The organism is Caulobacter endophyticus, assembly GCF_003116815.1.
In the GTDB taxonomy this organism is placed as follows: Bacteria; Pseudomonadota; Alphaproteobacteria; order Caulobacterales; family Caulobacteraceae; genus Caulobacter; species Caulobacter endophyticus.
This window is the reverse complement of the sequence record NZ_QDKQ01000003.1, coordinates 17,792-41,373: the sequence shown is the minus strand read 5'-3', so window position 1 is coordinate 41,373 and position 23,582 is coordinate 17,792. Positions and strand designations below refer to the sequence as shown.

The following is a 23,582-nucleotide window of genomic DNA, read 5'->3' as shown; positions in this document are numbered from 1 at the left end:
GTCGGGGCGCCCAGATACAAGGCAAAGCTTTCCTCTGCGGAACTTCGACCCCCGGTGGAAAAAATGGATTGCCCGGCACAACTATAAAGAGCATGGTCGATCCGAGGCCGCAGGTGCGGCGACTCGCTCGGACGGCGCTCCCTAGGCGACGGCCCGAACCGCCCGCGCACAACCTCCGGCAGGGTTGCAGCGCTCCATGGCGGACGCGTCGGGAGAAGGCTCCTTCCCCCCAGTCTTCTCCCGACGCGAACCCGTTTTCCCAGAAACCGACCGCTCAGGACGCCGCGGGGCCGTAGGCGACGTAGCCGCGCTCGACCATCCGGCGCAGCGCCTCGTAGGCGGCCGACAGTTCGTCATAGGCCAGGCGCAGGGCGGCCAGTTTCTCGACCTCGGCGGCGTCCGGCGCGCGGCCCGACTGGCCGATGGCCAGCGCCATGGCCGCCCAGCGCGCTCGGGCCTGGGCCGTGGTTACGGCCAGCTTTTGGAAATGGCCGGCGTCGAGCCGACCCAGGGTCTGGGCCATGATCTCGCGATTGGAGAGAAAGGCCGTGTAGTCGATCTGCTCGAGGTGGCCGCGCAGGCGGCGCTGCTCCTGGGGATCGATGTCCTGCGGCTCGAAATGGTCGCTGAAGCGACGCGTGCTGGACGTGACGGTAGACGACATGACGGCCTCCCTGACCGCATCGCTCTGGCCCCGGAGTCTGCGCCTCGCCCCTTAAGCGGTCGTTACCCGTCAATCGGGCGTCAGGAGTCCCTGCAACCCGACGATCATGGCGATGATCCCGAAGATCGCCAAGACCAGCCCGGCGCCCCGCGAGCCGCTGGCCGGCAGTTCGCCGGACCCGCCCAGGCGCCGCGCCACCGCGCCCGCTCTCAAGCGGTCCCACAGCAACAGGACGCCGACCGCGAGGCCGACGATCTCGAAATGGAAGACGTGCGGCCCCGAGACCAGATGCACAATCAGGAAGTAGCCGCCGCAGACCAGGGCGGCGATACCGACGATCCAGCCGAACGGCGCCAGCCGCCCAGCGAAGCGCCCCAGGTCGTCGCCCGCCCGGGGCAGCAAGGCCAGGAGACCGATCGCCAGCAGAAAGCCGCCGACGAGGTTGCAGAGGTCGAGGATCAGTTCGAGCATGACCGTGGAATGCCGGCCGGGTCGCCGGCGTTCCACGGCAGGGGGTTCAGCGCTCGACGATGGTCTCGAAGCCGCCGAAGATCATGCGTTTGCCGTCGAACGGCATGTTGTCCATGTACGGCTTGAGGCGCTCGTCCTCCATCACCTTGGCCATCACCTCGTCGCGCTTGGCCTTGCTCTCGTAGGTGATCCACGAAAACACCGTCACCTCGTCGTCCTTCAGCTGGACGGCGCGGGGGAACGAGGTCAGCTCGCCATAGGGCACGTCGTCGGCCAGGGCCTCGACATAGGACAGCGCGCCCAGCTCCATCCAGATCGTGCCGGCCAGCGTGGCCATCTCCTTGTAGCGCTCGACATTGGCCTTGGGCACGGCGACCACGAAACCGTCGACATAGGTCATGGGGATCCTCCCTTGGATCGTTGTTGGCCCCCTAGGACGTTTCAACGCGGAGAGGCCCGACAGGGACGCTCTGAAAAAATTCAGCGCCCGCCGATCAACTCCAGCAGGCGGCCCAGGGCCCTGGCGTGGCCTTGCGGGTCAATGGGCGGGTCGCCCAGCGGAAAGACCGGTATCGGAACCTGCGGCGCGATCCCCCGGCCCTCGACCACCGCCCCGCCGGCCTCGCGATGCACCTCGGCCGGCAGGGCGAAGCGCCAGCCGTCCGGCAACGGCTTCTGCAGCTGGTCCGACAGCGCCCCGCGTGTCGCCTCGCCCGCGTGGCGGACATTGGGCAAGGCCCGCATCGACAGGCTAAAGGTCTCGCCGGCGCTGACCGTGACCTGGCTGGTCAGCAGCCAGACGGGGCCCAGATAGCGCGCACGTTCCGACGGCGCGACGAACAGCGGCTGGGCCGCGCCGTCGCCGCCGACCGCGACCTTGGAGCCGATCACGCGCCGCCGGTCGGCGAAGCGGGCGGCGATCCGGCGGGCGATGACGTCGTAGCCGCCGCGATTGTCGCTGACGTCGAGGATCACCGCCTCGGCGCCGGCGAAGGCGGCCATGGCCTCGTCCAGCGTGGCGTCGAGCAGCGCCGTGTCGTCGTCGCCAGCCCTGGGATCGAAGCCGCCCATGGCGGTGACGGCCAGATAGCCGACCTCGCCCTTGCGGCCCCACAGGATCCGGCCGCCGGCCGCCTCGCGGCCCCCTGAAGACCCCAGGAGCGGCGCGGCAAGCACCTGCGCCCGCCAGGCCCGCCCCCAGGCCGCCTCGCCGCCAGGCGCGGCCTTGGCGCGCATCACCGCCGCCGCCTCGCCGAAGCGCCGGGTGCGCGGCTGGCCGCCGATCACTCCGTCGAGCGCCACGTGGGCGTCGTCGATCCCGCGCAGCAGCACGCCCAGCGCCTTCCACAGCGCCGCGTCGTCGGGCGCCGGCCCCAGGGCCACGAAAGCCTCGCGCCGCCGGGCGGTCCAGTCGAGGCCCCGTTCATCGGACAGCGGGTAGTAGGCGGCGAAGGTGTCGGCGACGACGGCCAGCCTGCGCTGAGGCGTCCAGGGCCGCGTGTTGGAACAGGCCGCCGGCAAGGCCTTCAACCGATCGAAGCGATAGACCGTGCCGTCGGGCTCGCCCGCCGTCTCGATGGCGGCGCCGCCGGGCCGCCACAGTTTCAGGACCCCGTCCGGGTCCGCTTCGGGCCGGGGGTCGCGCCAGCAGTCGTCGCCGGCGAGGTGATACAGGCTCGGCCCGCCGGCCTCGAACAGCACGACCCAGCCGTAGCCCCGAGACTTCCAGACACCTTGCAGGGGCTTGGGGACGGAGCCGGCTTCAACGACGGGATGGAAATCGGCCTGAGCGGCCGCGACGGGCGCGGCGACGAGCAATCCCGCGATCAGGGCTGCGCCGGCCAGGATCTTCATGCCGCCCGTCAGGTCCGAACCTAGTCGCCGGACTTCTTCTGGAGCACCGCGACCGCCTTTTCGACCGCCGCCTGCCTGCCTAGGAACTTGCCCGCCCGCTCCTCGCGCGTGCCGTGACGCGCCTTCCAGGCGGCCTCCTTCAAGGCCTCCTCGACAAGCTTGATGTCGGTGCGCTGGGTCATGTCGATGAATCTAGCAGTTCCAACCCCTCCTCGCCACTCAGCCACACCTGCCAAGCGTCGACGAGCGGCTTGTAGATCTCTTCGAGATACACAAGGCTTCTTGGAAATCGACGCCGGATATCGTGCTCCGGAATGTCATGGCCGCCCATCTCGACCCGCCGTCGCACGCGGGCTAGCGAGTCCTCAACGGTGGGCAGCCGCAGATAAACCAGTTCCACACGATAGCCATCGCTTCGCCAGCGCCCGATCCGGCGCGCATACGAACGGCTGGCTAACGTCGTCTCCAGCGCTATGTCTCGTCTTTCCGCCGTCAGCGTGTCGAGCAGACTCAGCATCTGCCGTCCCGCCAGCATGTCCGTCCCCGCATCCAGGGATGGCAGATGCATCCGGCGAGCGATCTCGTCGGCGTTGACGAACTCGAAGGGCTCGACGCGACGCGCCAGCAGGGCGTTGGCGAAAGTCGTTTTGCCCGCCCCGTTCGGCCCGGCGATGATCAGGACGGTCGGCATGAGCCTCCACATGACAAGGACCCGGCTCCTGAGAACCGGGCCCCGTCAGCTTCATCGCAAGAACGACTTTTGGAAAGCCGCGCCTACTCCGTCTTCAGATAGATCTCAGACCCCTGCTCGCGGAACTTCTCGCTCATTTCGGCCATCCCAAGCTCGGCCGTGTTCGGCGCCTGGGCGGCAGCGAAGTCGCGGACTTCCTGGCTGATCTTCATCGAGCAGAACTTCGGGCCGCACATCGAGCAGAAGTGCGCGGTCTTGTGCGCCTCCTTGGGCAGGGTCTCGTCGTGGAAGGCCTGGGCGGTCTCGGGGTCGAGGCCGAGGTTGAACTGGTCCTCCCAGCGGAACTCGAAGCGCGCCCGGCTGATGGCGTCGTCGCGCATCGAGGCGCCGGGATGGCCCTTGGCCAGGTCGGCGGCGTGGGCGGCCAGCTTGTAGGTGACCACGCCCACCTTGACGTCGTTGCGGTCGGGCAGGCCCAGGTGCTCCTTGGGCGTGACGTAGCAGAGCATCGCCGTGCCGAACCAGCCGATCATGGCCGCGCCGATCGCCGAGGTGATGTGGTCGTAGCCAGGGGCGATATCGGTGGTCAACGGGCCGAGGGTGTAGAAGGGGGCCTCGTGGCAGTGCTTGAGCTGCTCTTCCATGTTGGCCTTGATCTTGTGCATGGCCACGTGGCCCGGCCCCTCGATCATCACCTGCACGCCGTGGCTCCAGGCCACCTTGGTCAGCTCGCCCAGGGTGCGCAGCTCGCTGAACTGGGCCTCGTCGTTGGCGTCGGCGGTCGAGCCCGGACGCAGGCCGTCGCCGAGGCTGAACGACACGTCGTAGGCGCGCATGATCTCGCAGATCTCGTCGAAGCGCTCGTAGAGGAAGTTCTCCTTGTGGTGGGCCAGACACCACTTGGCCATGATCGAGCCGCCGCGCGACACGATGCCGGTCACCCGCTTGGCGGTCATCGGAACGAACGGCAGGCGCACGCCGGCGTGGATCGTGAAGTAGTCGACGCCCTGCTCGGCCTGCTCGATCAGGGTGTCGCGGAAGACTTCCCAGTTCAGGTCCTCGGCGACCCCGCCGACCTTCTCGAGCGCCTGGTAGATCGGCACGGTGCCGATCGGCACGGCGCTGTTGCGGATGATCCAGTCGCGGATGTTGTGGATGTTGCGGCCCGTCGACAGGTCCATGACCGTGTCGGCGCCCCAGCGGGTGGCCCAGACCATCTTGTCGACTTCCTCGGCGACGGTGCCGAGCACGGCCGAGTTGCCGATGTTGGCGTTGATCTTGACCAGGAAGTTGCGGCCGATGGCCATCGGCTCCAGTTCGCCGTGGTTGATGTTGGCCGGGATGATGGCGCGACCGCGGGCCACTTCCTGGCGCACGAACTCGGGCGTCACGAAGTCGGGGATGCTGGCGCCGAAGTCCTCGCCGTCGCGCACGCACGGACGGGTCTGTTCGCGGCGCAGGTTCTCGCGGATGGCGACATATTCCATCTCGGCGGTGACGATCCCGGCGCGGGCGTATTCCAGCTGGGTGACCAGCTTGCCTTGCGTGCCGCGGAAGATCTTGCGGCCATTGTCGGGAAACTGCGGGGCCAGGTGCTTGCCCTGGGCGAAGCCGTTGTCCTCGGGCTTGACCTCGCGCGGGTTGGCCACGACCTCGACGTCGCCGCGGGCGACCACCCAGGCGTCGCGGGCGCGGTCCAGGCCCTTGGCGATGTCGATGATCGCGTTCGGGTCGGTATACGGGCCGGACGGGTCGTAGATCGTCACCGGCGGCTCATTGGCCGACGGGTGGACAGCCACCTCGCGGAACGGCACGCGAATGTCGGGGAAGATCTCGCCGGCCTGGTAGACCTTGCGCGATCCCGGCACGGGGCCGGTGGCGACGTCGCCGGTCGCTGGAACGATGGGGGTTTGAGCGTTCATGTTGCGGGCTCCTCAAGCACTGAAGAGACCCGGACGTGTCGAGCTAAGTCGGTTTTACGGCCTGGACTGTACGCACCCGGACCGCGTTCCCTCCCTTCGCCGGCATGACCCGGATCAGGTTCGACGGGTCAGGGCTCAAGCCCAATCTCAGCCGCGACAGCGACCCCCCGGTGAACAGGGCGGACACTAGGAGGATTGACGCGCGGGTCAAGACGGAACGGCGATCGTCAGAGCTCGTCCGTGGCGAAGGTGTCGCAGGCGGCCGGCTTGCCGGCGTCATAGCCCTTGCCGAACCAGCGCATGCGCTGCTCGCTGGTGCCGTGGGTGAAGCTGTCGGGCATCACCCGCCCCTGCGCCCTCGACTGGATGGCGTCGTCGCCGACGGCGGCCGCCGCGCCCAGGCCGTCCTCGATGTCGGCGCGGGTGATGCGGATGCTGGAGACCTCGGGCGCGTGGCGGGCCCAGACGCCGGCGTAGCAGTCGGCCTGCAGCTCAAGCCTCACCGAGCCGCTCTCCGCGCCCTGGCGTCCCAGGCGCTGGGCCTGGCGGGTGGCCCCCAGCTGGTTCTGGATGTGGTGGCCGATCTCGTGGCTGATGACATAGGCGCGGGCGAACTCGCCCCTGGCCCCGAAGCGGCTCTCCAGCTCGTTCCAGAAGCTGAGGTCGAGATAGACCTTGCGATCGGCCGGGCAATAGAACGGCCCCATCGCCGACTGGCCCAGGCCGCAGCCGGTGCCGGTCTGGTCGTCGTAGAGCACCACGGAGGTCGGCGGGACGTACTTTCCACCGGAGCGGGCGAAGATCGGCCCCCAGACGTCGGTGTTGGAGGTCTCGATGACGTCGACGAAGCGGCCGCCCTGGTCCTGCACCGAGCCGCGCCGGCCTTCCTGCTGCTGGGCCGCAGGGCCCTGCGCGCCCTCCACGGCGTTCAGCGTGGCCTGCGGATCGACGCCGAACACGAAATAGCCCACCGCCGCCAGCACCAGCGCGCCGATGCCGCCGCCGGCCGCCGCGACGGGTCCCAGGCCGCGCCGGTCCTCGATGTTGCCGGACTGCCGGCCGCCTTCCCATTCCATGAGCCGAAAGACCTCTAGCGTTCCGAAGCGGGCTTGATGGCCCGAAGCACCTCATTGCTCCGCGCCAGGCGGGCGTCGGTCAAGCGGTCCAGTTCGCCCAGTCCCGGCGACAGGCCCGCCGTGGGGTCGCCGCGCTCGGGCAGGACCATCGCCGGCGGCGGCCGATAGGGCTGGCCGGCCGAAGCGCCCTGCCCCTGCAGCGCACGCAGGGTCTGCGCCGTCGCCGCACGGTCGCGGGCGGCCTGCGCCTCACGGGCGGCCGCCATCTGCTGTTGGCGCAGGGCCTCGACCTCCATCCGGGAGGCCGCCCGCTCCTGGGCCTGGAGCGCGTCGGTCTGGGCGCTGGCCGCGCTCGCCGCCAGCGCCAGGCAGGTCGCCGTCGTCGTCGCCAGGATCCGCCTCATGCCACGCCTCCGTCGCCGCCCCGCGCGCCGGAAAAGCGCGGCCTCAGCGGCTCTTGAACGAGAAACGCGCCAGCTCTTCCTTCGGCGCCGTCCATTTCGGATCGAGCTCGGCCGCGCGCTGGAAGTCGTGATAGGCCGCCTTGACGTCGCCCAGGTTCTCGTGGGCCAGGGCGCGGTTGTAGTAGGCGCGCTCGGGCTGGCTGACGCCCAGGGCCAGGCCCTGGTCGATCTCGCGCAGGCCTTCGGCGAAACGGTCTTCGGCCACCAGGGCCGCGCCCCTGTTGACATAGACCTCGCCCAGTTTGGGATCGATGCGCCCGGCCGCGTCGAAATCGGCCCGCGCCTCGGCATAGGCCTGGCGGCGCAGCTGGATCACGCCGCGATTGACCAGGGTGCGGGCCCGGTCGCCGTACGACAGGGTCTCGACCTGCAGCGCCGCGGTGCACAGGCGCATGGTGTCGTCGTCGTTGCGTCCGCGGATCACCGCCTCGGAACAGTCCTTGGCCATGCCGCCGCCGATGATCAGCGTCGAGGCCGATGCGCCGCCGAGCGGCGACAGCATCGCCAGCACGGCCACGCAGAGCATCCGACCGCGAAACGACCGCGCGCCGGAAAGACCGATGCGGGACAGCGGCCGAGACTTCAGGGTCTTGGCTTTCATGCGTTTTCTCCCAACGTCCGCCCGGCCTTCCGACAGGCCCGCGGGGAATGGGGAAACCAAGCCGCGGGTACGCGGGGACAGGCTTTCAGCGCCAGGCGACGTCGAGGCCGCCAGCGAGCGCCAGCATAGCACCCTCAGCGCTGAAAGCCTCGCCGAAACGCTTTGCCAGCCCGCGCGGGGCGGCCTATCTCCAGACGTCCGGATCGGAGTACCCGCATGCACCTGGCCCGCTTTCCCCGCGCCCGCTTCGCTCACCTGCCGACGCCGCTGGAGCCGTTGCCCAGGCTAGGCGCTGAGCTGGGGATCGATCTCTGGGTCAAGCGCGACGACTGCACGGGCCTGGCTGGCGGCGGCAACAAGACCCGCAAGCTGGAATTCCTGCTCGGCGAGGCCCTGGCGCTGGGCGCCGACACGCTGGTGACCCAAGGCGCGGTGCAGTCCAACCACGTGCGCCAGACGATCGCGGCGGGCGCACGCTACGGCCTTGCGACCGAAGTGATCCTGGAAGAGCGCACCGGCTCCAAGGCCAGCGACTACATGGGTAACGGCAATGTGCTGCTCGACCGGCTGATGGGGGCGTCGATCCGCTTCACGCCCGCCGGGACCGACATGAACCAAGAGCTGGAAGCCAGCGCCGAGATCGTCCGCCGTCGCGGCGGCAAGCCCTATGTGATCCCCGGCGGCGGCTCCAACACGGTGGGCGCCCTGGGGTATGTCGACTGCGCCCGCGAGCTGATGGTGCAGGCCGACAGCCTGGACCTGAAGATCGACCGCCTGGTCACCGCCACCGGCAGCGCCGGCACCCATGCGGGCCTCGTGGCCGGCTTCGCGGCCCTGTCGGTGGACGTGCCGATCCTCGGCTTCGGCGTGCGCGCGCCCAGGGCCAGGCAGGAGGAGAACGTCTTCAACCTCGCCGTCGCCACCGCCGAGACGATCGGCGCCGCGGGCCGGGTCAGGCGTGAGGCCGTCGTGGCCGACTGCGACTATGTGGGCGAAGGCTACGGCCTGGTCGACCAGGGCGTGATCGACGCCCTGGCGCTGGCGGCCCGCACCGAGGGCCTGCTGCTGGATCCGGTCTATTCGGGCAAGGCGATGAAGGGCCTGATCGACCAGGCCCGCAAGGGAACGTTCAAGAATCAGCGGGTGGTGTTCCTGCATACCGGCGGCGCGCAGGGTCTGTTCGGCTACCAGTCGGTGCTGGAGCCGGCCCTGGGCTGAGGAACCGAAGACGTGGACCACGCAAGGCGCTGGCCAGGAGATACCCGATGAGCAAGGTTCTCGGCGTGCTGGGCGGCATGGGTCCGGCCGCCACCCTCGACTTCCTGGCCAAGCTGCAGGCCGCCACGCCCGTGGTGCGCGAGCAGGACCACATCCGGGTGCTGGTCGACATCAATCCCAAGATTCCCGACCGCAACACCGAGGGCGACGCGGCCGGCCCGGTGCTGGCGGCCATGGCCGCCGGGCTGCGCGATGCAGGGGCCCAGGTGCTGGCCATCGCCTGCAACACCGCCCACGCCTTCGCCGGCGAGGTGAAGTCCAGCGGCCTGCCGCTGATCGACCTTCCGCAGGCGGCGGTCGAGGCCGCCCGTATCGACGGTGCGACGCGCATCGGCGTGCTGGGCACGGCCGGCGGGCTTGCTATCTATCGCGACCGGCTCGCCCACCTGGGGCTCGAGGCCATCACCCTGGGCGACCACGAGCAGGTCGAGTTCATGGCCCTGCTCTACCGCATCAAGCGCGGCGACCTGTCGGCGGCCTCGCGCGAGACCATGGCGGCCCTGGCGCACCGGCTGATCGGGCTGGGCGCGCAGGCGGTGGTGGCGGGCTGCACCGAGGTGCCGCTGGTGATGGGCCAGGCGGACCTGACCGTGCCGTTCGTGGATGCGACGCAGGCGCTGGCGCGGAAGTGCGTGGAGGTTTGTCGCTGAGATGCTCCCCCTGAAGGGGGAGCTGTCGCGGAGCGACTGAGGGGGAAGCAGCTTGTGAGCCGGCGCCCGCCTCGACGTCAGCGGACACTTCCCCCTTCGGGGGGAGGGTCTGGAAGAGCGCACCGCAACTCCGTAAAATCCCCGCGAAAGCGGGGACCCAGGTGTTTTATCGTCGAGCGCCTTGGGGAGCAGAAAAAGCCTGGGTCCCCGCTTTCGCGGGGATTTTACGGGATGTGGGACAACCTCGCGTCCACCGCTTCATCACCCCCCGAAGATCCGCCGCAGCCAGCGCGGAATGCCGCCAAGGTCCTGTTCCAGCTCGCGCTCCAGTCCCTCTTCCTCGGACGGCGGCTGCACGCGGGGAACCGGGGCGCGGTCGCGGGCGATCAGGCCGGCTTTCAGCCCCTGGCCGACAAAGTCGCGCCAGATCTGGGCGGGCAGGCCGCCGCCGGTGACGCCGTTCATCGGCGAATGGTCGTCGTTGCCGACCCACACGCCCACCACCAGGTCGCCGGTGAAGCCGACGAAGACGGCGTCGCGGTGCTCCTGGGTGGTGCCGGTCTTGCCGTAGGTGAGCTGGCCGGTGCGGGCCGCGCGGCCCGTGCCCTCCTCGACCACCGCGCCAAGCAGTTCGTACAGGGCGGCGCGCTGGGCGGTGTCGAGCTGGCGGCTGGGCGCAGCAGCCTCGCCGTCCTTGCGCGGACGCCCGTAGGGCGCGACCGGCATGTGGCCCGAGGCGACGGCGGCGTAGGCGGAGGTCAGCTCCAGCAGGGTGGTCTCGGCCGCGCCCAGAGACAGGCTGGCGTCCGTGGCCTTCAGCGGCGAGACGATCCCCAGATCACGGGCGGCCTGCACCACCGCCTCGCCGCCCGCCGTCTGCCAGATGCGGGCGGCGATCACGTTGTTGGACTGGGCGAAGGCGTCCCGCAGGGTCAGGTCCGTCCCCGCCCCGCCCTCGTAGTTCTTGGGCGTCCAGCCGTTGATGGTGACGGGATCGCCGACCACCCGCATGTCGGGCCGCGCCCCGTCGCGCAGGGCGGCCAGGTAGACGAACAGCTTGAAGGCGCTGCCCGGCTGGCGCTTGGCCTGGACGGCGCGGTTGAACTGGCTCTTGGCGTAGGAGCGCCCCCCGACCATCGCCACCACCTTGCCGTCGGGACGCATGGCGACCAGGGCCGCCTGCCCCGCCTTCAGCCGGGCTCCCGACTTGGCCAAGGCGCTGTTGACCGCCTGTTCGGCGCGGCGCTGCAGGCGGCCGTCCAGGGTGGTGGGCACGCGCACCTCGCCGTAGCGGGCGGTCTCGAAGGCGTCGGCGATCTGGGGCGAGACCCAGTCGGCGAAGTAGCCGCCGACCGGCAGGCTGGCGCGCGTGGCCCGGGCGCGGGCGCCGCGGGCGTTCTGGGCCTGCTCGGGGGTGATGAACTTGACCTCGACCATGTCCGCCAGCACCTGGTTGGCGCGAGCCTGCGTAGCCTTGGGGTTGTCGACCGGGTCCAGGCGGCTGGGGGCGTTGACCATGCCGGCCAGGATCGCCGCCTGGCCCAGGGTCAGCTTCTCGGGCGGGCGGCCGAAATAGTGCCGCGAGGCCGCGCCCAGGCCATAGACCCCGTCGCCGAAATAGATGCTGGAGAGATAGCGGGCGAGGATCTCGTCCTTCGACAGCCGCAGTTCCAGCCACACGGCGATCACCGCCTCCTGAGCCTTGCGGCGAAGGGTGCGCTCGTTGCTGAGGAAGGCGTTCTTGGCCAGCTGCTGGGTGATGGTGCTGGCGCCCTCGCGGGCCTTGCCGGCCTTGATGTTCACCGCCGCCGCCCGGCCCATGCCCCAGAGATCCAGGCCGAAGTGGCGGCGGAAGCGCCGGTCCTCGACGGCGATGAAGGCGTTGGGCACATAGGCCGGCAGGTCGGCGACCACGACGGGCGCCTCCTTGTAGGCCCCGCGCCGGGCGAAGGGCTTGCCCTGGGCGTCCAGCAGCACGACAGCCGGGCTGTCCAGCGGCTCCAGCGAGCGCGACAGCGGCAGGCTGACGCCGATCCAGACGAAGGCGGCCAGCAGGGCGGCGAACACGAGGCCGAAAAAGCCCATCCAGCGCGGATGGCGGCGGACGAAGGCGACGGTTCCACGCGCCCTCGCAGCGACGAAGGCGGCTGCGGCCAGCGCCGCATGCCGGGCCTTCACTGTCCAGGCTCGCCAGTCAAAATCGGCCAAGTGGCCCCCGTTTCCCGTTTCAGCCCGCCCCTGAATGGCAAGGACTTGCGGCAGGAAAGCGTCACAGCAGGGCGGAGGTTGCCGACGCAAGCGCCGGCGCCGGGGCGAAAACCTCGCCCTCCAGTTCGCTGGCCAGGGCGCGGATGCAGTCCTGGCTGGCTTCCAGCACGCTAAGGAAGTGGGCGCCGGCGCTCGCCAGAACGCCATCGTCCATGAGGTCCTGCGCGAGGCCGCGACGGCCTTCAGGAACGCCTGGGCGGCGCCGCCTCAGCAGGAGCCGGCGGGGGCGTCCTCGGCGCATGCCTCCATAAGCCCGACCATGGCCGCGGTGATCCGCGAGGTCTGGGCCATGCGGCGAAGGGCTTCGCGGGCGTGGGCGCTGTCGGCGATCTCGGCCTGACGCTCCAGCCGTTCGGCTTCCCTGAGATGATCGTTTTGGCTCGGCATGGTTTGATTCTTTACTGCGAATGAACGTCGTTCTCCATGCGACCGCGCGACGCAGGTAGAAGGGATTTGTTAACGCTCTCAGCCGGTTACGTGCAGTGGCACATATGAAAACACCCCCGGGTCCTGTGGACCCGGGGGTGTCGTCCTGTTCCCCAACAGGACGGCGTCGCCCGCTGCCATCCGGCGCGGCGGCGTCGCCTCATGAACCGATGATCGCCATTTGTTGGATTTCGCCTTCCGAGACAACGCGGCGGCCTGTCGCACACGCGTCACGGGAATTTTCGACGCGGTTCGCCAAGGGGACGCTTGCCAAGCATGACACCGGTGGACATTGTGTCGTTCAAACACGCGCTGGGCCAACGGCGGCAAGGATTCGAGGCCTCTCGGCCTCGACGGGGAAGGAAACCAAGGCGCAGCTTGGGAACAGGCGCGCGACCAGCCTCCGGACCCTGCCGCCTGCGTCCCCGCGTCGCGCCCGCCCGCTCTGGAGTTATCGCGTCGATGCCGCTCAGCCCCCTTTCCCGCCGCCGCCTGCTGGCGACCACCGCGGCCGCCCTCGCCGCCTCGGCGGGCCTGGCGCCCTTCAAGGCCCTGGCGGCCGAGGCCCCGAGTAGGGAAGCGGCGCTGGCGACGATGAAGCGGGCCACCACCTTTATGGTCGAGAAGGTCGCCTACCAGGGCGGCTACGTCTGGAGCTACCTGCCCGACTTTTCGCGCCGCTGGGGCGAGATGGAAGCCTATCCGACGATGATCTGGGTGCAGCCGCCCGGCACGGCGACCATGGGGCATCTGTTCCTCGACGCCTATCACGCCACCGGCGACGAATATTACTACGAGGCCGCCAAGCAGGTGGCCGGCGCCCTGATCAGTATCCAGCACCCGGCCGGCGGCTGGAACTATCTGGGCGACCTCGCCGGCGAGCCGTCGATCAGAAAGTGGTACGACACCATCGGCAAGAACGGCTGGCGGCTCGAGGAATTCCAGCACTACTACGGCAACGCCACCTTCGACGACGCCGGCACGGCCGAAAGCTCGCAGTTCCTGCTGCGGCTCTATGTCGAGAAGAAGGACCCGGCGTTCAAGCCCGCCCTGGACAAGGCCATCGCCTTCGTCCTCGACAGCCAGTACCCGGTCGGCGGCTGGCCCCAGCGCTTCCCGCTGAAGGACGAGTTCCACCACCACGGCCGTCCCGACTACACCGGCTACATCACCTTCAACGACGACGTGGCCGGCGAGAACATCGAGTTCCTGCTCATGGTCTGGCAGGCGTTGGGCGACCCGCGCGTGCTGCCGGCGGTGAGGAAGGCGATGGACTGCTTCGTCGCCTGCCAGCAGCCCCTGCCCCAGGCCGGCTGGGGCCTGCAGCACAAGGTCTCCGACCTCAAGCCGTCGGGCGCGCGCACCTACGAGCCCGAGGCCTTCGCCACCCACACCACGGCCGCCAACATCACCGCCTGCATGGGCTTCTACGAGCTGACGGGCGATCCGAAGTACCTGGCGCGCCTTGGCGAGGCGCTGGACTGGCTGGAGACCACCAGACTTCCCGTCGAACACCAGAAGGGCCGCCAGTTCCCGACCTTCGTCGAGATCGGCAGCAACAAGCCCTTGTTCGTGCACCGCACCGGCAGCAACGTCGTCAACGGCCGCTACTATGTCGACGGAAACCCCGAGAACACGGTGGCGCACTATTCCTCGTTCCGGAGCGTCAACATCCCGGCCCTGCGCAAGCGGCTGGAGACCCTGAAGGCCACCCCGCCGGACGTCGCCAGCAAGAACTCGCCGCTGAAGGGCGGTCGCCAGGCGCTGCCGAAATACTACACGCTGAAGGACGTCTCGGTATCCGACCTGAACGTCGGCGCCGTGAAGGGCGACGCGACGGCGGGCGCGCCGGACAAGGCCGCCGGCCTGATCGCCGCGCTCAACGAGGCCGGCTGGTGGCCGACCGAACTGAAGGCGACCAGCAATCCCTATATCGGCGACGGCTCGAAGACGCCGGCTCCCGGCGATTTCAGCCGCACCCACGTGGGCGATGCGTCCGACACCTCGCCCTATGTGACCGACAAGCCGAAGATCGGCATTTCGACCGGCAGCTATATCGAGAACATGGTCACGCTGCTGAAGTACGTCGGGGCGGCGTAGAAATCCTCCCCCTGAAGGGGGGAGGTGTCGCGAAGCGACGGAGGGGGATGTGTCTTGTGAGCCAACAGCGCCCCCCACGTCGGCGGAGACTTCCCCCTCCGGCCCTCCGGGCCACCTCCCCCTTCGGGGGGAGGATCAGATCATCGCCAGCGGCAGCGTCCCGCGATCCAGAACGCGGCCGTGGAACTCGCGCAGGGTTCCGCCCCAGGCGCGACGCAGGCGAGAGAGCTCCAGCCAGTACATCCCCTGCCCCGCCGCCGCGCCCGGGGCGATGGCGGCGCGTTCGACCTCCTGGGCGAACGGCGCGAAGATCACCGGCGCGCCCTGCACCTTCGCCAGGAAGGCCATGGCCTGCTCGGCCGTCCAGCCTTCCAGGTGGATGCCGATATCCATGCGGGCGCGAGCGGCGCGGAACAGGATCCAATAGAGGCCGCCGATCTCGGCCAGGGGCTCGCCGTCGAAGGCGCCCATCTCCCAGGCCAGGTGCTCGGCATAGACGGCCCAGCCCTCCATGGCCGCGGGACAGGCCACGCGCGAGCGGTAGGGATGGGCGCCCGACATCTCTTCCTTGGGGATCTGCAGCATGTGGCCGGGCAGCACCTCGTGATGCACCACGGCCGGCAGGCTCCAGCTGGGCCGGTCGCCGATGCGCTTGAGGTCGACATAGTAGGCGCCAGGCTTCGCCCCGTCGGCGGAGGGCAAGTCGCGATAGCCTCGACGCCCTATCGCCTCGTCGGCGGGCGACATGCGGCGCACCGACACCGCGTCGACCGCGCCCGGCAGGTTTCCAAAGGCCAGGGGCAAGCGGGCGCGGGCCTTGGCCAGCCAGGGCGCCATGTCGGCGACGGCGCGGTCGCGGCCCGCGTCGTCGTCGGAATAGAGATACCGCTCGTCGGCCATCAGCGCCCGCAGGCGCTGGCCCACCCCGCCCTGGGTCAGGCCCTGGGCCTTCAGCAGGACGTCAGCGCGGGCGTGCAGGCTCCTGATGGCGTCGTCCAGCCGGCGGCGGGCCTGCGCCGGGGCCAGGGGCGCGCCCAGCTGGGTCTTCAGAACGGCGGCATAGTAGGCCTCGCGATCCTTGAAGCCGACTCCGGCGCCGGCCCCGGCGCGGGGCTTCAGGGCCAGGAGGGCCTTGCGCTGGCCGTTCAGCGCGCCCCCCACCGACGGCGAGGACTTCGACCGCGCCTCGACCAGGGCCTTGTCCAGGCGATCGATCAGGAAGGCGGGCGGGATGACGCCGGCGGCGGCGTCCTTCAGGATCCGGTCGGTCTCGGCCTGGATACGCGCGACCATCGCCGGCGCGGCGTCGCCCCAGGCCTCCGACGCCTTCTGCCAGGCGCCGGACCGGGTTGTGACGACGTAGGGGCCGGCGATCCCGCCGCCGAACGGGAAACGACGGACCAGCTCGGCCTCGGCCTGAGTCGCGATGCGGACGGCGTCGTAGTCGAGGCGGGCCTTGGGCGACAGGGTCTGGAGGTCAAGGCCCGCCAGGGCCTTCAGCTTGTCGGCGGCGGTTGCGCCCCTGGCGAAGCCGTCCAGCAGGGTCTTCAGCGCCGCGTCGCCATCCTGAGCCCAGGCGGGACCCGCGGCCAGGCCGGCGCCGGCCAGCAGCATCATCACGCGACGATCGATCATCCGGCCGCCTCCCTATTCTCTCGTTACCCCCTGTCGTAGCGGGAAAGACACCGGTGTCTAGAGGGACTGGTCCTCGGCGGCGACCAGGGCCAGCAGGCCCGGGAATCGGGTCTCGATCTCGTCGCGGCGCAGCTGGGCGGCGAACTCGACTTACGCTGGCTGCGGATGAGCAGCCCCCTTGGGCTAGCGTCACGCCACGCAGACACCGGCAATACATTCATAGATTGCAATAACTGCAGAACCATCCCAAAGGTGGCGGGGGGGGGGCTTTGGGGGGCCGCCGGGCGTCAGGCCTGACACCGCGCACTCCCTCCCGATCAAGCCCCGCGCGTCTTCGACGACGTCCCTCGGGGGACCGATCCGAACGCCCCAGTGACCAGTCAGCGTCCGCATCCAGCCAACTGCGCGCGGCCACGTCGGCCGCCGCCTATCCGTGGAGGTACGACAAGATGACTTCGAACACCCGCCGCTCCCTGATCGCCTCGGCCTTCGCCCTGGCCGCCGTCGCCGCCACGGCCTCGCCCGCCGCCGCCCAGGTCATCCCGCCCCGGATTTCCGAGGCCGAGGTCACCGCCGCGGCCGAAGCCTGGGGCAAGGGCCTGGTGTCGATCTCCCTGGTCTATGACGAGAACGAGGCCAATATCGACAAGGCCAGGGCCCAGGCCAGCGCCTTCATCGAAAAGGCCTACGGCTATGACCTGGGGCCGGTGCTGTTCAAGCCGACCCTGACCCGCAAGCCGCAGACCTTCCGCAAGACCAAGGTCGGCGCCCTGGCCTATTTCGTTGGCCACGACAAAGCCTATCCCTATGACGACGGCTTCGCCCTGCTGCCGTGGCGCAGCGTGACCTACAAGCCGGTCGGCATCCAGATCAACGGCGCGGTCGCCAACACCATGGGCACGCTGGAACTGCGCGACAAGGACGACAATGTGACGGTGGTCGACAAGACCTGGGTGTTCAAGAAGGACGATCGCGGCGTCCTGCGCATTATCGTCCACCACTCCTCGCTGCCGTTCGTGGGCTACTAGGACCGGCCGACGCGCGCCCTCCGCCCGGGCGGCGGGCCGCAACCGCATCGAGACGTGACAACGCTGTCAGATATCGCCTAGGGTCTCGCCGGGGCGCGAAAAGACGTCCATCTGTTTCGCGTCCCGGAGGAAGCCCTTGCCGCACCGTTCGATGCCCGTCCTGCTGGCGGCGACCGCGCTGACCACCCTGGCCGCCCTCGCCTCGCCCAGCCTCGCGGCCGAACCGCTCGCCCCGATCCGGCTGAACCAGGTCGGGGTGCTGGAGCGCGCGGGAAAGCTGGCGGTGTTGCCGGAGACCTCGACGACGCCCCTGCCCTGGGTCCTGGAGGACAAGGACGGCCGGGTGGTCACCAAGGGCTGGACCAGGGTGGTCGGTCCCGACGCGGCCTCGGGCGAAAGCCTGCACCAGATCGACTTCTCGACGGCCCCGGCCGGCTATGGCTATCGGCTGAAGGTCGGCCAGCGGGCCAGCCGGCCGTTCGCCATCGACGCCCATCCCTATGCGCGGCTCAAGCGCGACGCCCTGGCCTTCTTCTACCAGAACCGCAGCGGCGCCGCGATCGAGGCACGGTTCGGCGACGATCCGAAGCTGGCGCGCCCGGCCGCCCACGCGCCCGACCGGGCCACCTGTTTCAACGGCCAGGACCAGCGCGGCCAGGTCTGGGCCGGCTGCGGCTACGAACTGAACGCCAGCAAGGGCTGGTACGACGCCGGCGACCACGGCAAGTACGTCGTCAACGGCGGCATCTCGGTATGGACGCTGGTGAACTATCACGAGCGCCTGGCCGCCCAGGGCAAGAAGGCCGACTTCGCCGACGGCAGCCAGCGCATCCCCGAGGCCGGCAACGGCGTCTCCGACCTCTTGGACGAGGCCCGATGGGAGCTGGAGTTCATGCTGCGCATGCAGGCGCCGCCGGGGACAAGCATGGCCCTGCCGATCGGCAGGCAGGGCAAGGAGCAACTGGCGCTGACCGAGGTCGACGCCTCGGGCATGGCCCATCAGAAGCTGACCGACGCCTATTGGACCGGCGTGCCGACCGCCCCGCACGAGGATCCCGCGCCGCGCTACCTCTTCCATCCGACCACCGGCGCGACCCTCAACCTGGCCGCCGTCGCCGCCCAATGCGCGCGTGTGTGGAAGGACATCGACCCGGCTTTCTCGGCGCGCTGCCTGAAGGTCGCCCGCAGCGCCTTCGACGCGGCGCGGCGCAATCCGGAAATCTACGCCCACAGCCAGTTCAACGGCGGGGGCGGCTACGGCGACGGCGAACTGGGCGACGAGCTGTTCTGGGCGGCGGCCGAACTGTGGGCGACCACCGGCGAGGGGTCTTACGGCGAGGTCGTACAGGCCTCGCCCTACATGCCCGCCGCCGGCAAGCCGGCCGACGCGCCCGGCTGGGGCTCGACCTCGACCCTGGGGGTGATCTCGCTGGCGCTGTCGGACAAGGTTCCGGCGCAGGTGCGCGACGCCGCCCGCGCCGGTCTGGCCGCCGCCGCCGACCGCTACGCCGCCGAGGACCTGCAGGCCGGCTATCGCCTGCCGGATGCGGGGACGCGCTATGTCTGGGGCTCGAACGGCGTGATCATGAACCGCGCCATGGTGCTGGGCCTGGCCTACGACTTTACCGGCCAGCCCGCCTATCGTCAGGCTGCGGCCGACGCCATGGACTACGTGCTGGGCCGCAATCCCCTGGACCAGTCCTACGTCACCGGCTGGGGCGCGCGGCCGATGAAGCATCCGCACCACCGCTTCTGGGTGGGCAAGGGCAAGTACCCTGCCCCGCCGCCCGGCGTGATCTCGGGCGGGCCCAACAACACCGCCTTCAGCGACGAAGTGGCCAAGGCGATGGAAGGCAAGTGCGCGGCCCAGACCTGCTGGACCGACAGCATCGACGCCTTCACCCAGAACGAGGTCGCCATCAACTGGAACGCACCGTTCTTCTGGGTGGCGGCGTTCCTCGACGAGGGGACCTAGGGATCGGGCGGCGTACTAGCGCCGGCTCGCCGTCGACAGGGCGGTGACTTCGTCGGCGCTCAGACGACGCACCTCGGCCACGCGGCAATGCTGCGGGCCTGCAGCCGTCTTGGCGACGACGTCGGCGACCTCGCCCGGGCAGACGATGTCGCTGCCGCTCGAGCGGACATTGATCTTCTCGGCGGCGTTCAGGCCTTCGCAATCGCTGGCCAGGCGCAACCGGTAGATGCCCTGGGCGGACTGTACGTAGACCGTCTTGTCGCCCGAGCGGTCGGCGCCGGCGATGAACGCGCCATTGAAGCACTGACGGGCGTTGTCGCGCGGCAGCACGCTGGAATAGGCGCGCTGTTGGGCGGCGTAGTCGAAGACCTGGCCGTTGTCGGCCAAGGCGGGCGCGGCGCCGAGCGCCAGTGCGGCCAAAGCGATGAGAGACGCGGACTTCATGGGCGGACCTCGCGCTGTCTTGTCGGTTGAGACGATAGCTCAGCCACGACCGTCCCGAAAGGGTGTTCAAGCCTGCGGGGCCGGCTCCAGTTTCGACTGTTCGGCGCACGAGCAGATGCGGGCGTTGAGCAGATGGACGCCGGCCAGGGCCAGGCCGCCCAGGCTGGTCAGGGCGGCTTCGGCCCAGTCGTTCATCGGCACGAAGGCGCCGGCCGCCATCAGCGAAAGGCCGACCGCCGCCAGAGCCACCATGCCAGGGCGCTTCCAGTTGCCCGAGCGCGCCAGGGCGAAGACCGAGATCGGCGCGGCCATGGCCAGGAACAGCGGGTGCAGCCACTCGGCGTGCGACAGGTTGGCGGCCAGCGGCAGCAGGGCGGCCATGGCCGGCAGGGCCAGGCAGTGCACCAGGCAAAGGCCCGAAAGGCCGATCGCAGCGCCGTCTAGACCCCGTTGCAGGTGGTTGTGGCGGGCCATGAAGGTACTCCGGATGCGAACGGTCGAGGCGACTTAAATGTTATTACATAACACCAGGTCAAGGGCGGGTCGGCGAATTTTGTCGGTAGCGGCGTTACGCCGCCTCCCGCTTGCACCTTCTGAACGACGCGATCGTTCAAGCCCGAAACCGGCGCCATCGGCGAGACTCCCGCCACGCAACACCGCCGGAGACCGCCATGTCGGACGCCCGTTTCACCCGCGCCAACGGCGCGCCCGTCCATGACAACGTCAATATCGAGACCGCCGGCCCGCGCGGTCCGGCCCTGCTGCAGGACATCTGGCTGCTGGAGAAGCTGGCCCATTTCGACCGCGAGGTGATCCCCGAGCGGCGCATGCACGCCAAGGGCTCGGGCGCCTACGGGACCTTCACCGTCACCGGCGACATCACCCGCTTCACCAAGGCCAGGCTGTTTTCGGAGGTCGGCAAGGAAACGCCGGTGTTCCTGCGCTTCTCGACCGTGGCCGGCGAGCGCGGGGCGGCGGACGCCGAGCGCGACATCCGCGGCTTCGCGGTGAAGTTCTACACCGAGGAAGGCAACTGGGACCTGGTGGGCAACAACACCCCGGTGTTCTTCTTCCGCGACCCGCTGCGCTTCCCCGACCTCAACCACGCGGTCAAGCGCGACCCGCGCACGGGCATGCGCAGCGCCCAGAACAACTGGGACTTCTGGACCCTGCTGCCCGAGGCCCTGCACCAGGTGACGATCGTGATGAGCGAGCGGGGCCTGCCGCGCGGCTATCGCCACATGCACGGCTTCGGCAGCCACACCTTCAGCTTCATCGACGCGGCCAATGAGCGGGTATGGGTGAAGTTCCACTTCCGCAGCCAGCAGCCGATCGAGAACCTGACGGATCGCGAGGCCGAGGTGCTGGTCGGCAAGGACCGCGAGAGCAGCCAGCGCGACCTCTACGAGGCCATCGAGCGCGGCGAGTTCCCGCGCTGGACCCTCTATGTGCAGATCATGACCGACGCGGAAGCCAAGGCCTTCCGCTTCAATCCCTTCGACCTGACCAAGGTCTGGCCCAAGGGCGAGTTCCCGCTGATCGAGGCGGGCGTGCTGGAGCTGAACCGCAACCCCCAAAACGTTTTCGCCGAGGTCGAGCAGGCGGCCTTCACGCCGGCCAACATCGTGCCGGGCATCGGCTTCTCGCCCGACAAGATGCTGCAGGCGCGCCTCTTTTCGTACGGCGACGCCCAGCGCTATCGCCTGGGGGTGAACCACGTCCACATCCCGGTGAACGCGCCCAAGTGCCCCTATCACAGCTACCATCGCGACGGGGCGATGCGGGTCGACGGCAATCTCGGCGCCACGCCGACCTACTGGCCCAACAGCCGAGGCGAGTGGATCGACCACCCGCACATGGCCGAGCCGCCGCTGGCCCTCGACGGCGCGGCCGCCCACTGGGACCACCGCGTCGACGACGATCACTACCAGCAGCCGGGCGACCTGTTCCGGCTGATGGACGCCGATCAGAGGCAGGCCCTGTTCGACAACACCGCCCGCTCGCTTGGCGGCGCCAGCCTCGACATCCAGCAGCGCCACATCGCCAACTGCACCAAGGCCGACCCGGCCTATGGCGCGGGCGTGGCCGAGGCCCTGGCGCGCCTGGCCCCGCCGCAGGTGGCGGCCGCCGAGTAGCGCCCAAGAAAAATCCCGGCGGCCTCGCGGCCGCCGGGATCATCTGTTTTCGGAAGCTGTCGAGGACGATCAGTCCTTGGCGCGTTCCTGATAGCTGTTGTCTTCCGTCAGGATGATCACGCGGGTGCCCACGGTGATGTACGGCGGGACCGTGGTCTTGACGCCGTTGCTGAGCACGGCCGGCTTGTACGACGACGAAGCGGTCTGACCCTTCACTGACGGTTCGGTCTCGACGATCTCGAGGACCACGGTGCGCGGCAGCTCGATGGCGATCGGCACGTCGTTGTGGGTCGACAGCTGGACCGTCATGTTTTCCTGCAGGTAGGGCGCGGCGTCGCCGATCACTTCCTCGGTGGCCACGAGCTGGTCGTAGGTTTCCGGGTTCATGAAGTGGAAGCCTTCGCCGTCCTGATACAGGAAGGTGTGGTTGCGCTGGTCGACGAAGGCGCGCTCGACCTGCTCGGTGGTGCGGTAGCGTTCCGACACCTTAACGCCGTCGCTGATGCGGCGCATGTTGAGCTGGGTCACCGGGGTGCCCTTGCCCGGGTGGATGTTATCGACGGTCAGGACGACATAGAGCTTGCCTTCCATATCGACGACGGCGCCCTTGCGGAGCGAGCTGGCGGCTACCTTCACGTGAGAGTCCTCGAAGATCGGGCGACGGCGCGTAGACCGCGCGCGCGTATATTGCAGATGAATCCGTGTGCCCCTCTATAGCGAACGGGGCTAGATCGCCAGCCCTTCCGTCGTTTCGTCCCTATCGAGGCCGCCCGTGTCGTCCCCCTCTCCTTCTCCCTGGTGGAGCCGCGGCAAGCACCAGGACCGCCGCCCGTTCCTGCTGGCCCGCAACCGGATCACCGCGGCGGTGCGGGGCTGGTTCGCGGCCCGTGACTTCCTGGAGATCGACGCGGCCTGCCTCCAGGTCTCGCCCGGCAACGAGGCGCACCTGCACGCCTTCTCGACCCAGGCGATCGGCCTGTCGGGCGAGCGCGCCGAGATGCACCTGCACACCTCGCCTGAATTCGCCTGCAAGAAGCTGCTCGCGGCCGGCGAGCAGCGGATCTTCAGCCTGGGCAAGGTCTGGCGGAACAGGGAGCGCGGGCCGCTGCACCATCCGGAGTTCACCATGCTGGAGTGGTACCGGGTCGGCGAGCCCTACGAGACCCTGATGGGCGACTGCGCGGCCCTGCTGGCCCTGGCGGCGGAAACGGCGGGGACAAGGCTGTTCTCGTTCCGGGGCCTGAACTGCGATCCCTTCGCCGCGCCCGAGCGGCTGACGGTGGCCGACGCCTTCATGCGCCACGCCGGCGTCGACCTGCTGGCGAGCCTGGGCGAAGGCGGAGCGACCGACCGCGACGCCCTGGCGGCCTCGGCGAGCGCGACGGGGATCCGGGTCTCGGCCGACGACACCTGGGCCGATGTCTTCAGCCGGGTGATCGTCGAGAAGGTCGAGCCCAACCTCGGGATCGGACGGGCCACGGTGCTGTGCGAGTACCCCACGGCCGAGGCGGCCCTGGCCCGGCCCAAGCCGGGCGACCCGCGCGTGGCCGAGCGCTTCGAGCTCTATGCCTGCGGGGTGGAGCTGGCCAACGCCTTCGGCGAACTGACCGACGCGGCCGAACAGCGCCGCCGGTTCGTGGCCGAGATGGACGAGAAGCAGCGCGTCTACGGCGAGCGCTATCCCATCGACGAGGACTTCCTGGCGGCGCTGGAGCACATGCCGCCGGCGTCGGGCTCGGCGCTGGGCTTCGACCGGCTGGCGCTTCTGGCCACGGGCGCTCGGCGCATCGATGAGGTGCTGTGGGTCCCGGTGGCTGAGGTCTGAGCGATCTTTTTCTCGGCCGATTGTCGGTTCCGGCCGGGCTCGTACGTCCTATGGTCCGAATATCAGCCGCGGAAC

The 23,582-nt window shown here is 69.5% G+C and carries 24 protein-coding genes and 1 riboswitch; of the genes, 7 read left to right on the top strand and 17 right to left on the bottom strand.

The features are described 5' to 3' along the window. Positions 1–274: 274 nt before the first annotated feature. The 10 genes from DDF67_RS00185 to DDF67_RS00145 all read right to left on the bottom strand — a co-directional run bounded on the left by DDF67_RS00185 (position 275) and on the right by DDF67_RS00145 (position 7,743). Positions 275–664, bottom strand: a complete 390-nt coding sequence (locus DDF67_RS00185) for a hypothetical protein (RefSeq protein WP_109098964.1) — start codon at positions 662–664, stop codon at positions 275–277. Between the two features lie 69 nt (positions 665–733). Next, the gene (locus DDF67_RS00180) at positions 734–1,135 is read right to left on the bottom strand and encodes a hypothetical protein (protein WP_109098963.1); all 402 of its coding nucleotides are present in this window, start codon (positions 1,133–1,135) and stop codon (positions 734–736) included. Positions 1,136–1,181: 46 nt separating this feature from the next. Next, positions 1,182–1,535 (bottom strand): DUF1428 domain-containing protein, encoded by a 354-nt coding sequence (locus DDF67_RS00175; protein ID WP_109098962.1) that lies wholly within the window; start codon positions 1,533–1,535, stop codon positions 1,182–1,184. A gap of 80 nt (positions 1,536–1,615) precedes the next feature. Then, positions 1,616–2,989, bottom strand: coding sequence for a S41 family peptidase (locus DDF67_RS00170; protein WP_109098961.1), 1,374 nt, complete (start codon positions 2,987–2,989; stop codon positions 1,616–1,618). A gap of 20 nt (positions 2,990–3,009) precedes the next feature. Next, a complete protein-coding gene (locus tag DDF67_RS25410; protein WP_154112548.1) occupies positions 3,010–3,171 on the bottom strand; it encodes a hypothetical protein in 162 nt (53 codons plus the stop codon). After that, positions 3,168–3,680 (bottom strand): AAA family ATPase, encoded by a 513-nt coding sequence (locus DDF67_RS00165; RefSeq protein WP_158277962.1) that lies wholly within the window; start codon positions 3,678–3,680, stop codon positions 3,168–3,170. The genes DDF67_RS25410 and DDF67_RS00165 overlap by 4 nt, the downstream gene beginning before the upstream one ends. Positions 3,681–3,763: 83 nt before the next feature. Next, positions 3,764–5,602 carry a phosphomethylpyrimidine synthase ThiC gene (thiC, locus tag DDF67_RS00160; RefSeq protein ID WP_109098959.1) on the bottom strand — a complete coding sequence of 613 codons (1,839 nt, stop codon included), beginning with the start codon at positions 5,600–5,602 and terminating at the stop codon, positions 3,764–3,766. A gap of 74 nt (positions 5,603–5,676) precedes the next feature. After that, a riboswitch (TPP riboswitch) is annotated at positions 5,677–5,782 on the bottom strand. Positions 5,783–5,829: 47 nt separating this feature from the next. Further along, positions 5,830–6,678: a KPN_02809 family neutral zinc metallopeptidase gene (ypfJ, locus tag DDF67_RS00155; protein ID WP_109098958.1), complete on the bottom strand. Its 849-nt coding sequence runs from the start codon at positions 6,676–6,678 to the stop codon at positions 5,830–5,832. Positions 6,679–6,692: 14 nt separating this feature from the next. After that, a complete protein-coding gene (locus DDF67_RS00150; protein WP_109098957.1) occupies positions 6,693–7,082 on the bottom strand; it encodes a hypothetical protein in 390 nt (129 codons plus the stop codon). 43 nt (positions 7,083–7,125) lie between these two features. After that, positions 7,126–7,743 carry a tetratricopeptide repeat protein gene (locus DDF67_RS00145; protein WP_332888307.1) on the bottom strand — a complete coding sequence of 206 codons (618 nt, stop codon included), beginning with the start codon at positions 7,741–7,743 and terminating at the stop codon, positions 7,126–7,128. A gap of 216 nt (positions 7,744–7,959) precedes the next feature. Here DDF67_RS00145 and cuyA point away from each other — a divergent pair, with 216 nt between their 5' ends. Together cuyA and cuyB are read left to right on the top strand one after the other, a co-directional pair. Continuing rightward, positions 7,960–8,961: a D-cysteate sulfo-lyase gene (gene cuyA / locus DDF67_RS00140; protein ID WP_109098956.1), complete on the top strand. Its 1,002-nt coding sequence runs from the start codon at positions 7,960–7,962 to the stop codon at positions 8,959–8,961. A 47-nt stretch (positions 8,962–9,008) separates the two neighbouring features. After that, positions 9,009–9,671: a cysteate racemase gene (gene cuyB, locus DDF67_RS00135; RefSeq protein ID WP_109098955.1), complete on the top strand. Its 663-nt coding sequence runs from the start codon at positions 9,009–9,011 to the stop codon at positions 9,669–9,671. A gap of 261 nt (positions 9,672–9,932) precedes the next feature. Here cuyB and DDF67_RS00130 read toward each other — a convergent pair whose 3' ends face one another. From DDF67_RS00130 to DDF67_RS00125, 3 genes are all read right to left on the bottom strand, one after another. Continuing rightward, on the bottom strand, positions 9,933–11,879 hold the full coding sequence (locus DDF67_RS00130) for a transglycosylase domain-containing protein (RefSeq protein WP_233247487.1): 1,947 nt from the start codon (positions 11,877–11,879) through the stop codon (positions 9,933–9,935). A 61-nt stretch (positions 11,880–11,940) separates the two neighbouring features. Beyond that, the gene (locus tag DDF67_RS25405) at positions 11,941–12,093 is read right to left on the bottom strand and encodes a hypothetical protein (protein ID WP_158277961.1); all 153 of its coding nucleotides are present in this window, start codon (positions 12,091–12,093) and stop codon (positions 11,941–11,943) included. A 53-nt stretch (positions 12,094–12,146) separates the two neighbouring features. Beyond that, positions 12,147–12,326: a hypothetical protein gene (locus DDF67_RS00125; protein ID WP_058349518.1), complete on the bottom strand. Its 180-nt coding sequence runs from the start codon at positions 12,324–12,326 to the stop codon at positions 12,147–12,149. 501 nt (positions 12,327–12,827) lie between these two features. Here DDF67_RS00125 and DDF67_RS00120 point away from each other — a divergent pair. Then, positions 12,828–14,465, top strand: a complete 1,638-nt coding sequence (locus DDF67_RS00120) for a pectate lyase (protein ID WP_109098954.1) — start codon at positions 12,828–12,830, stop codon at positions 14,463–14,465. Between the two features lie 135 nt (positions 14,466–14,600). Here the strand turns inward: DDF67_RS00120 and DDF67_RS00115 are convergent, their stop codons facing one another. Further along, positions 14,601–16,100: a DUF885 domain-containing protein gene (locus DDF67_RS00115; RefSeq protein ID WP_109098953.1), complete on the bottom strand. Its 1,500-nt coding sequence runs from the start codon at positions 16,098–16,100 to the stop codon at positions 14,601–14,603. Positions 16,101–16,549: 449 nt separating this feature from the next. Here DDF67_RS00115 and DDF67_RS00110 point away from each other — a divergent pair, with 449 nt between their 5' ends. Next, a complete protein-coding gene (locus tag DDF67_RS00110) occupies positions 16,550–17,128 on the top strand; it encodes a hypothetical protein (RefSeq protein ID WP_109098952.1) in 579 nt (192 codons plus the stop codon). Between the two features lie 136 nt (positions 17,129–17,264). After that, positions 17,265–19,103, top strand: coding sequence for a glycoside hydrolase family 9 protein (locus DDF67_RS00105; protein ID WP_233247486.1), 1,839 nt, complete (start codon positions 17,265–17,267; stop codon positions 19,101–19,103). A 15-nt stretch (positions 19,104–19,118) separates the two neighbouring features. Here the strand turns inward: DDF67_RS00105 and DDF67_RS00100 are convergent, their stop codons facing one another. After that, the gene (locus tag DDF67_RS00100; protein ID WP_109098950.1) at positions 19,119–19,547 is read right to left on the bottom strand and encodes a DUF6491 family protein; all 429 of its coding nucleotides are present in this window, start codon (positions 19,545–19,547) and stop codon (positions 19,119–19,121) included. A 66-nt stretch (positions 19,548–19,613) separates the two neighbouring features. Next, positions 19,614–20,021: a MerC domain-containing protein gene (locus tag DDF67_RS00095; RefSeq protein ID WP_109098949.1), complete on the bottom strand. Its 408-nt coding sequence runs from the start codon at positions 20,019–20,021 to the stop codon at positions 19,614–19,616. A gap of 197 nt (positions 20,022–20,218) precedes the next feature. Between DDF67_RS00095 and DDF67_RS00090 the strand changes: the two genes are divergently transcribed. Then, the gene (locus DDF67_RS00090) at positions 20,219–21,682 is read left to right on the top strand and encodes a catalase (RefSeq protein ID WP_109098948.1); all 1,464 of its coding nucleotides are present in this window, start codon (positions 20,219–20,221) and stop codon (positions 21,680–21,682) included. A 69-nt stretch (positions 21,683–21,751) separates the two neighbouring features. Here DDF67_RS00090 and efp read toward each other — a convergent pair whose 3' ends face one another. Next, positions 21,752–22,318, bottom strand: a complete 567-nt coding sequence (gene efp, locus DDF67_RS00085) for an elongation factor P (RefSeq protein WP_109098947.1) — start codon at positions 22,316–22,318, stop codon at positions 21,752–21,754. A 94-nt stretch (positions 22,319–22,412) separates the two neighbouring features. On the opposite strand from efp, the gene epmA reads away from it, so the two are divergent. Further along, positions 22,413–23,507 carry an EF-P lysine aminoacylase EpmA gene (gene epmA, locus DDF67_RS00080; RefSeq protein WP_109098946.1) on the top strand — a complete coding sequence of 365 codons (1,095 nt, stop codon included), beginning with the start codon at positions 22,413–22,415 and terminating at the stop codon, positions 23,505–23,507. Positions 23,508–23,582: the final 75 nt, after the last annotated feature.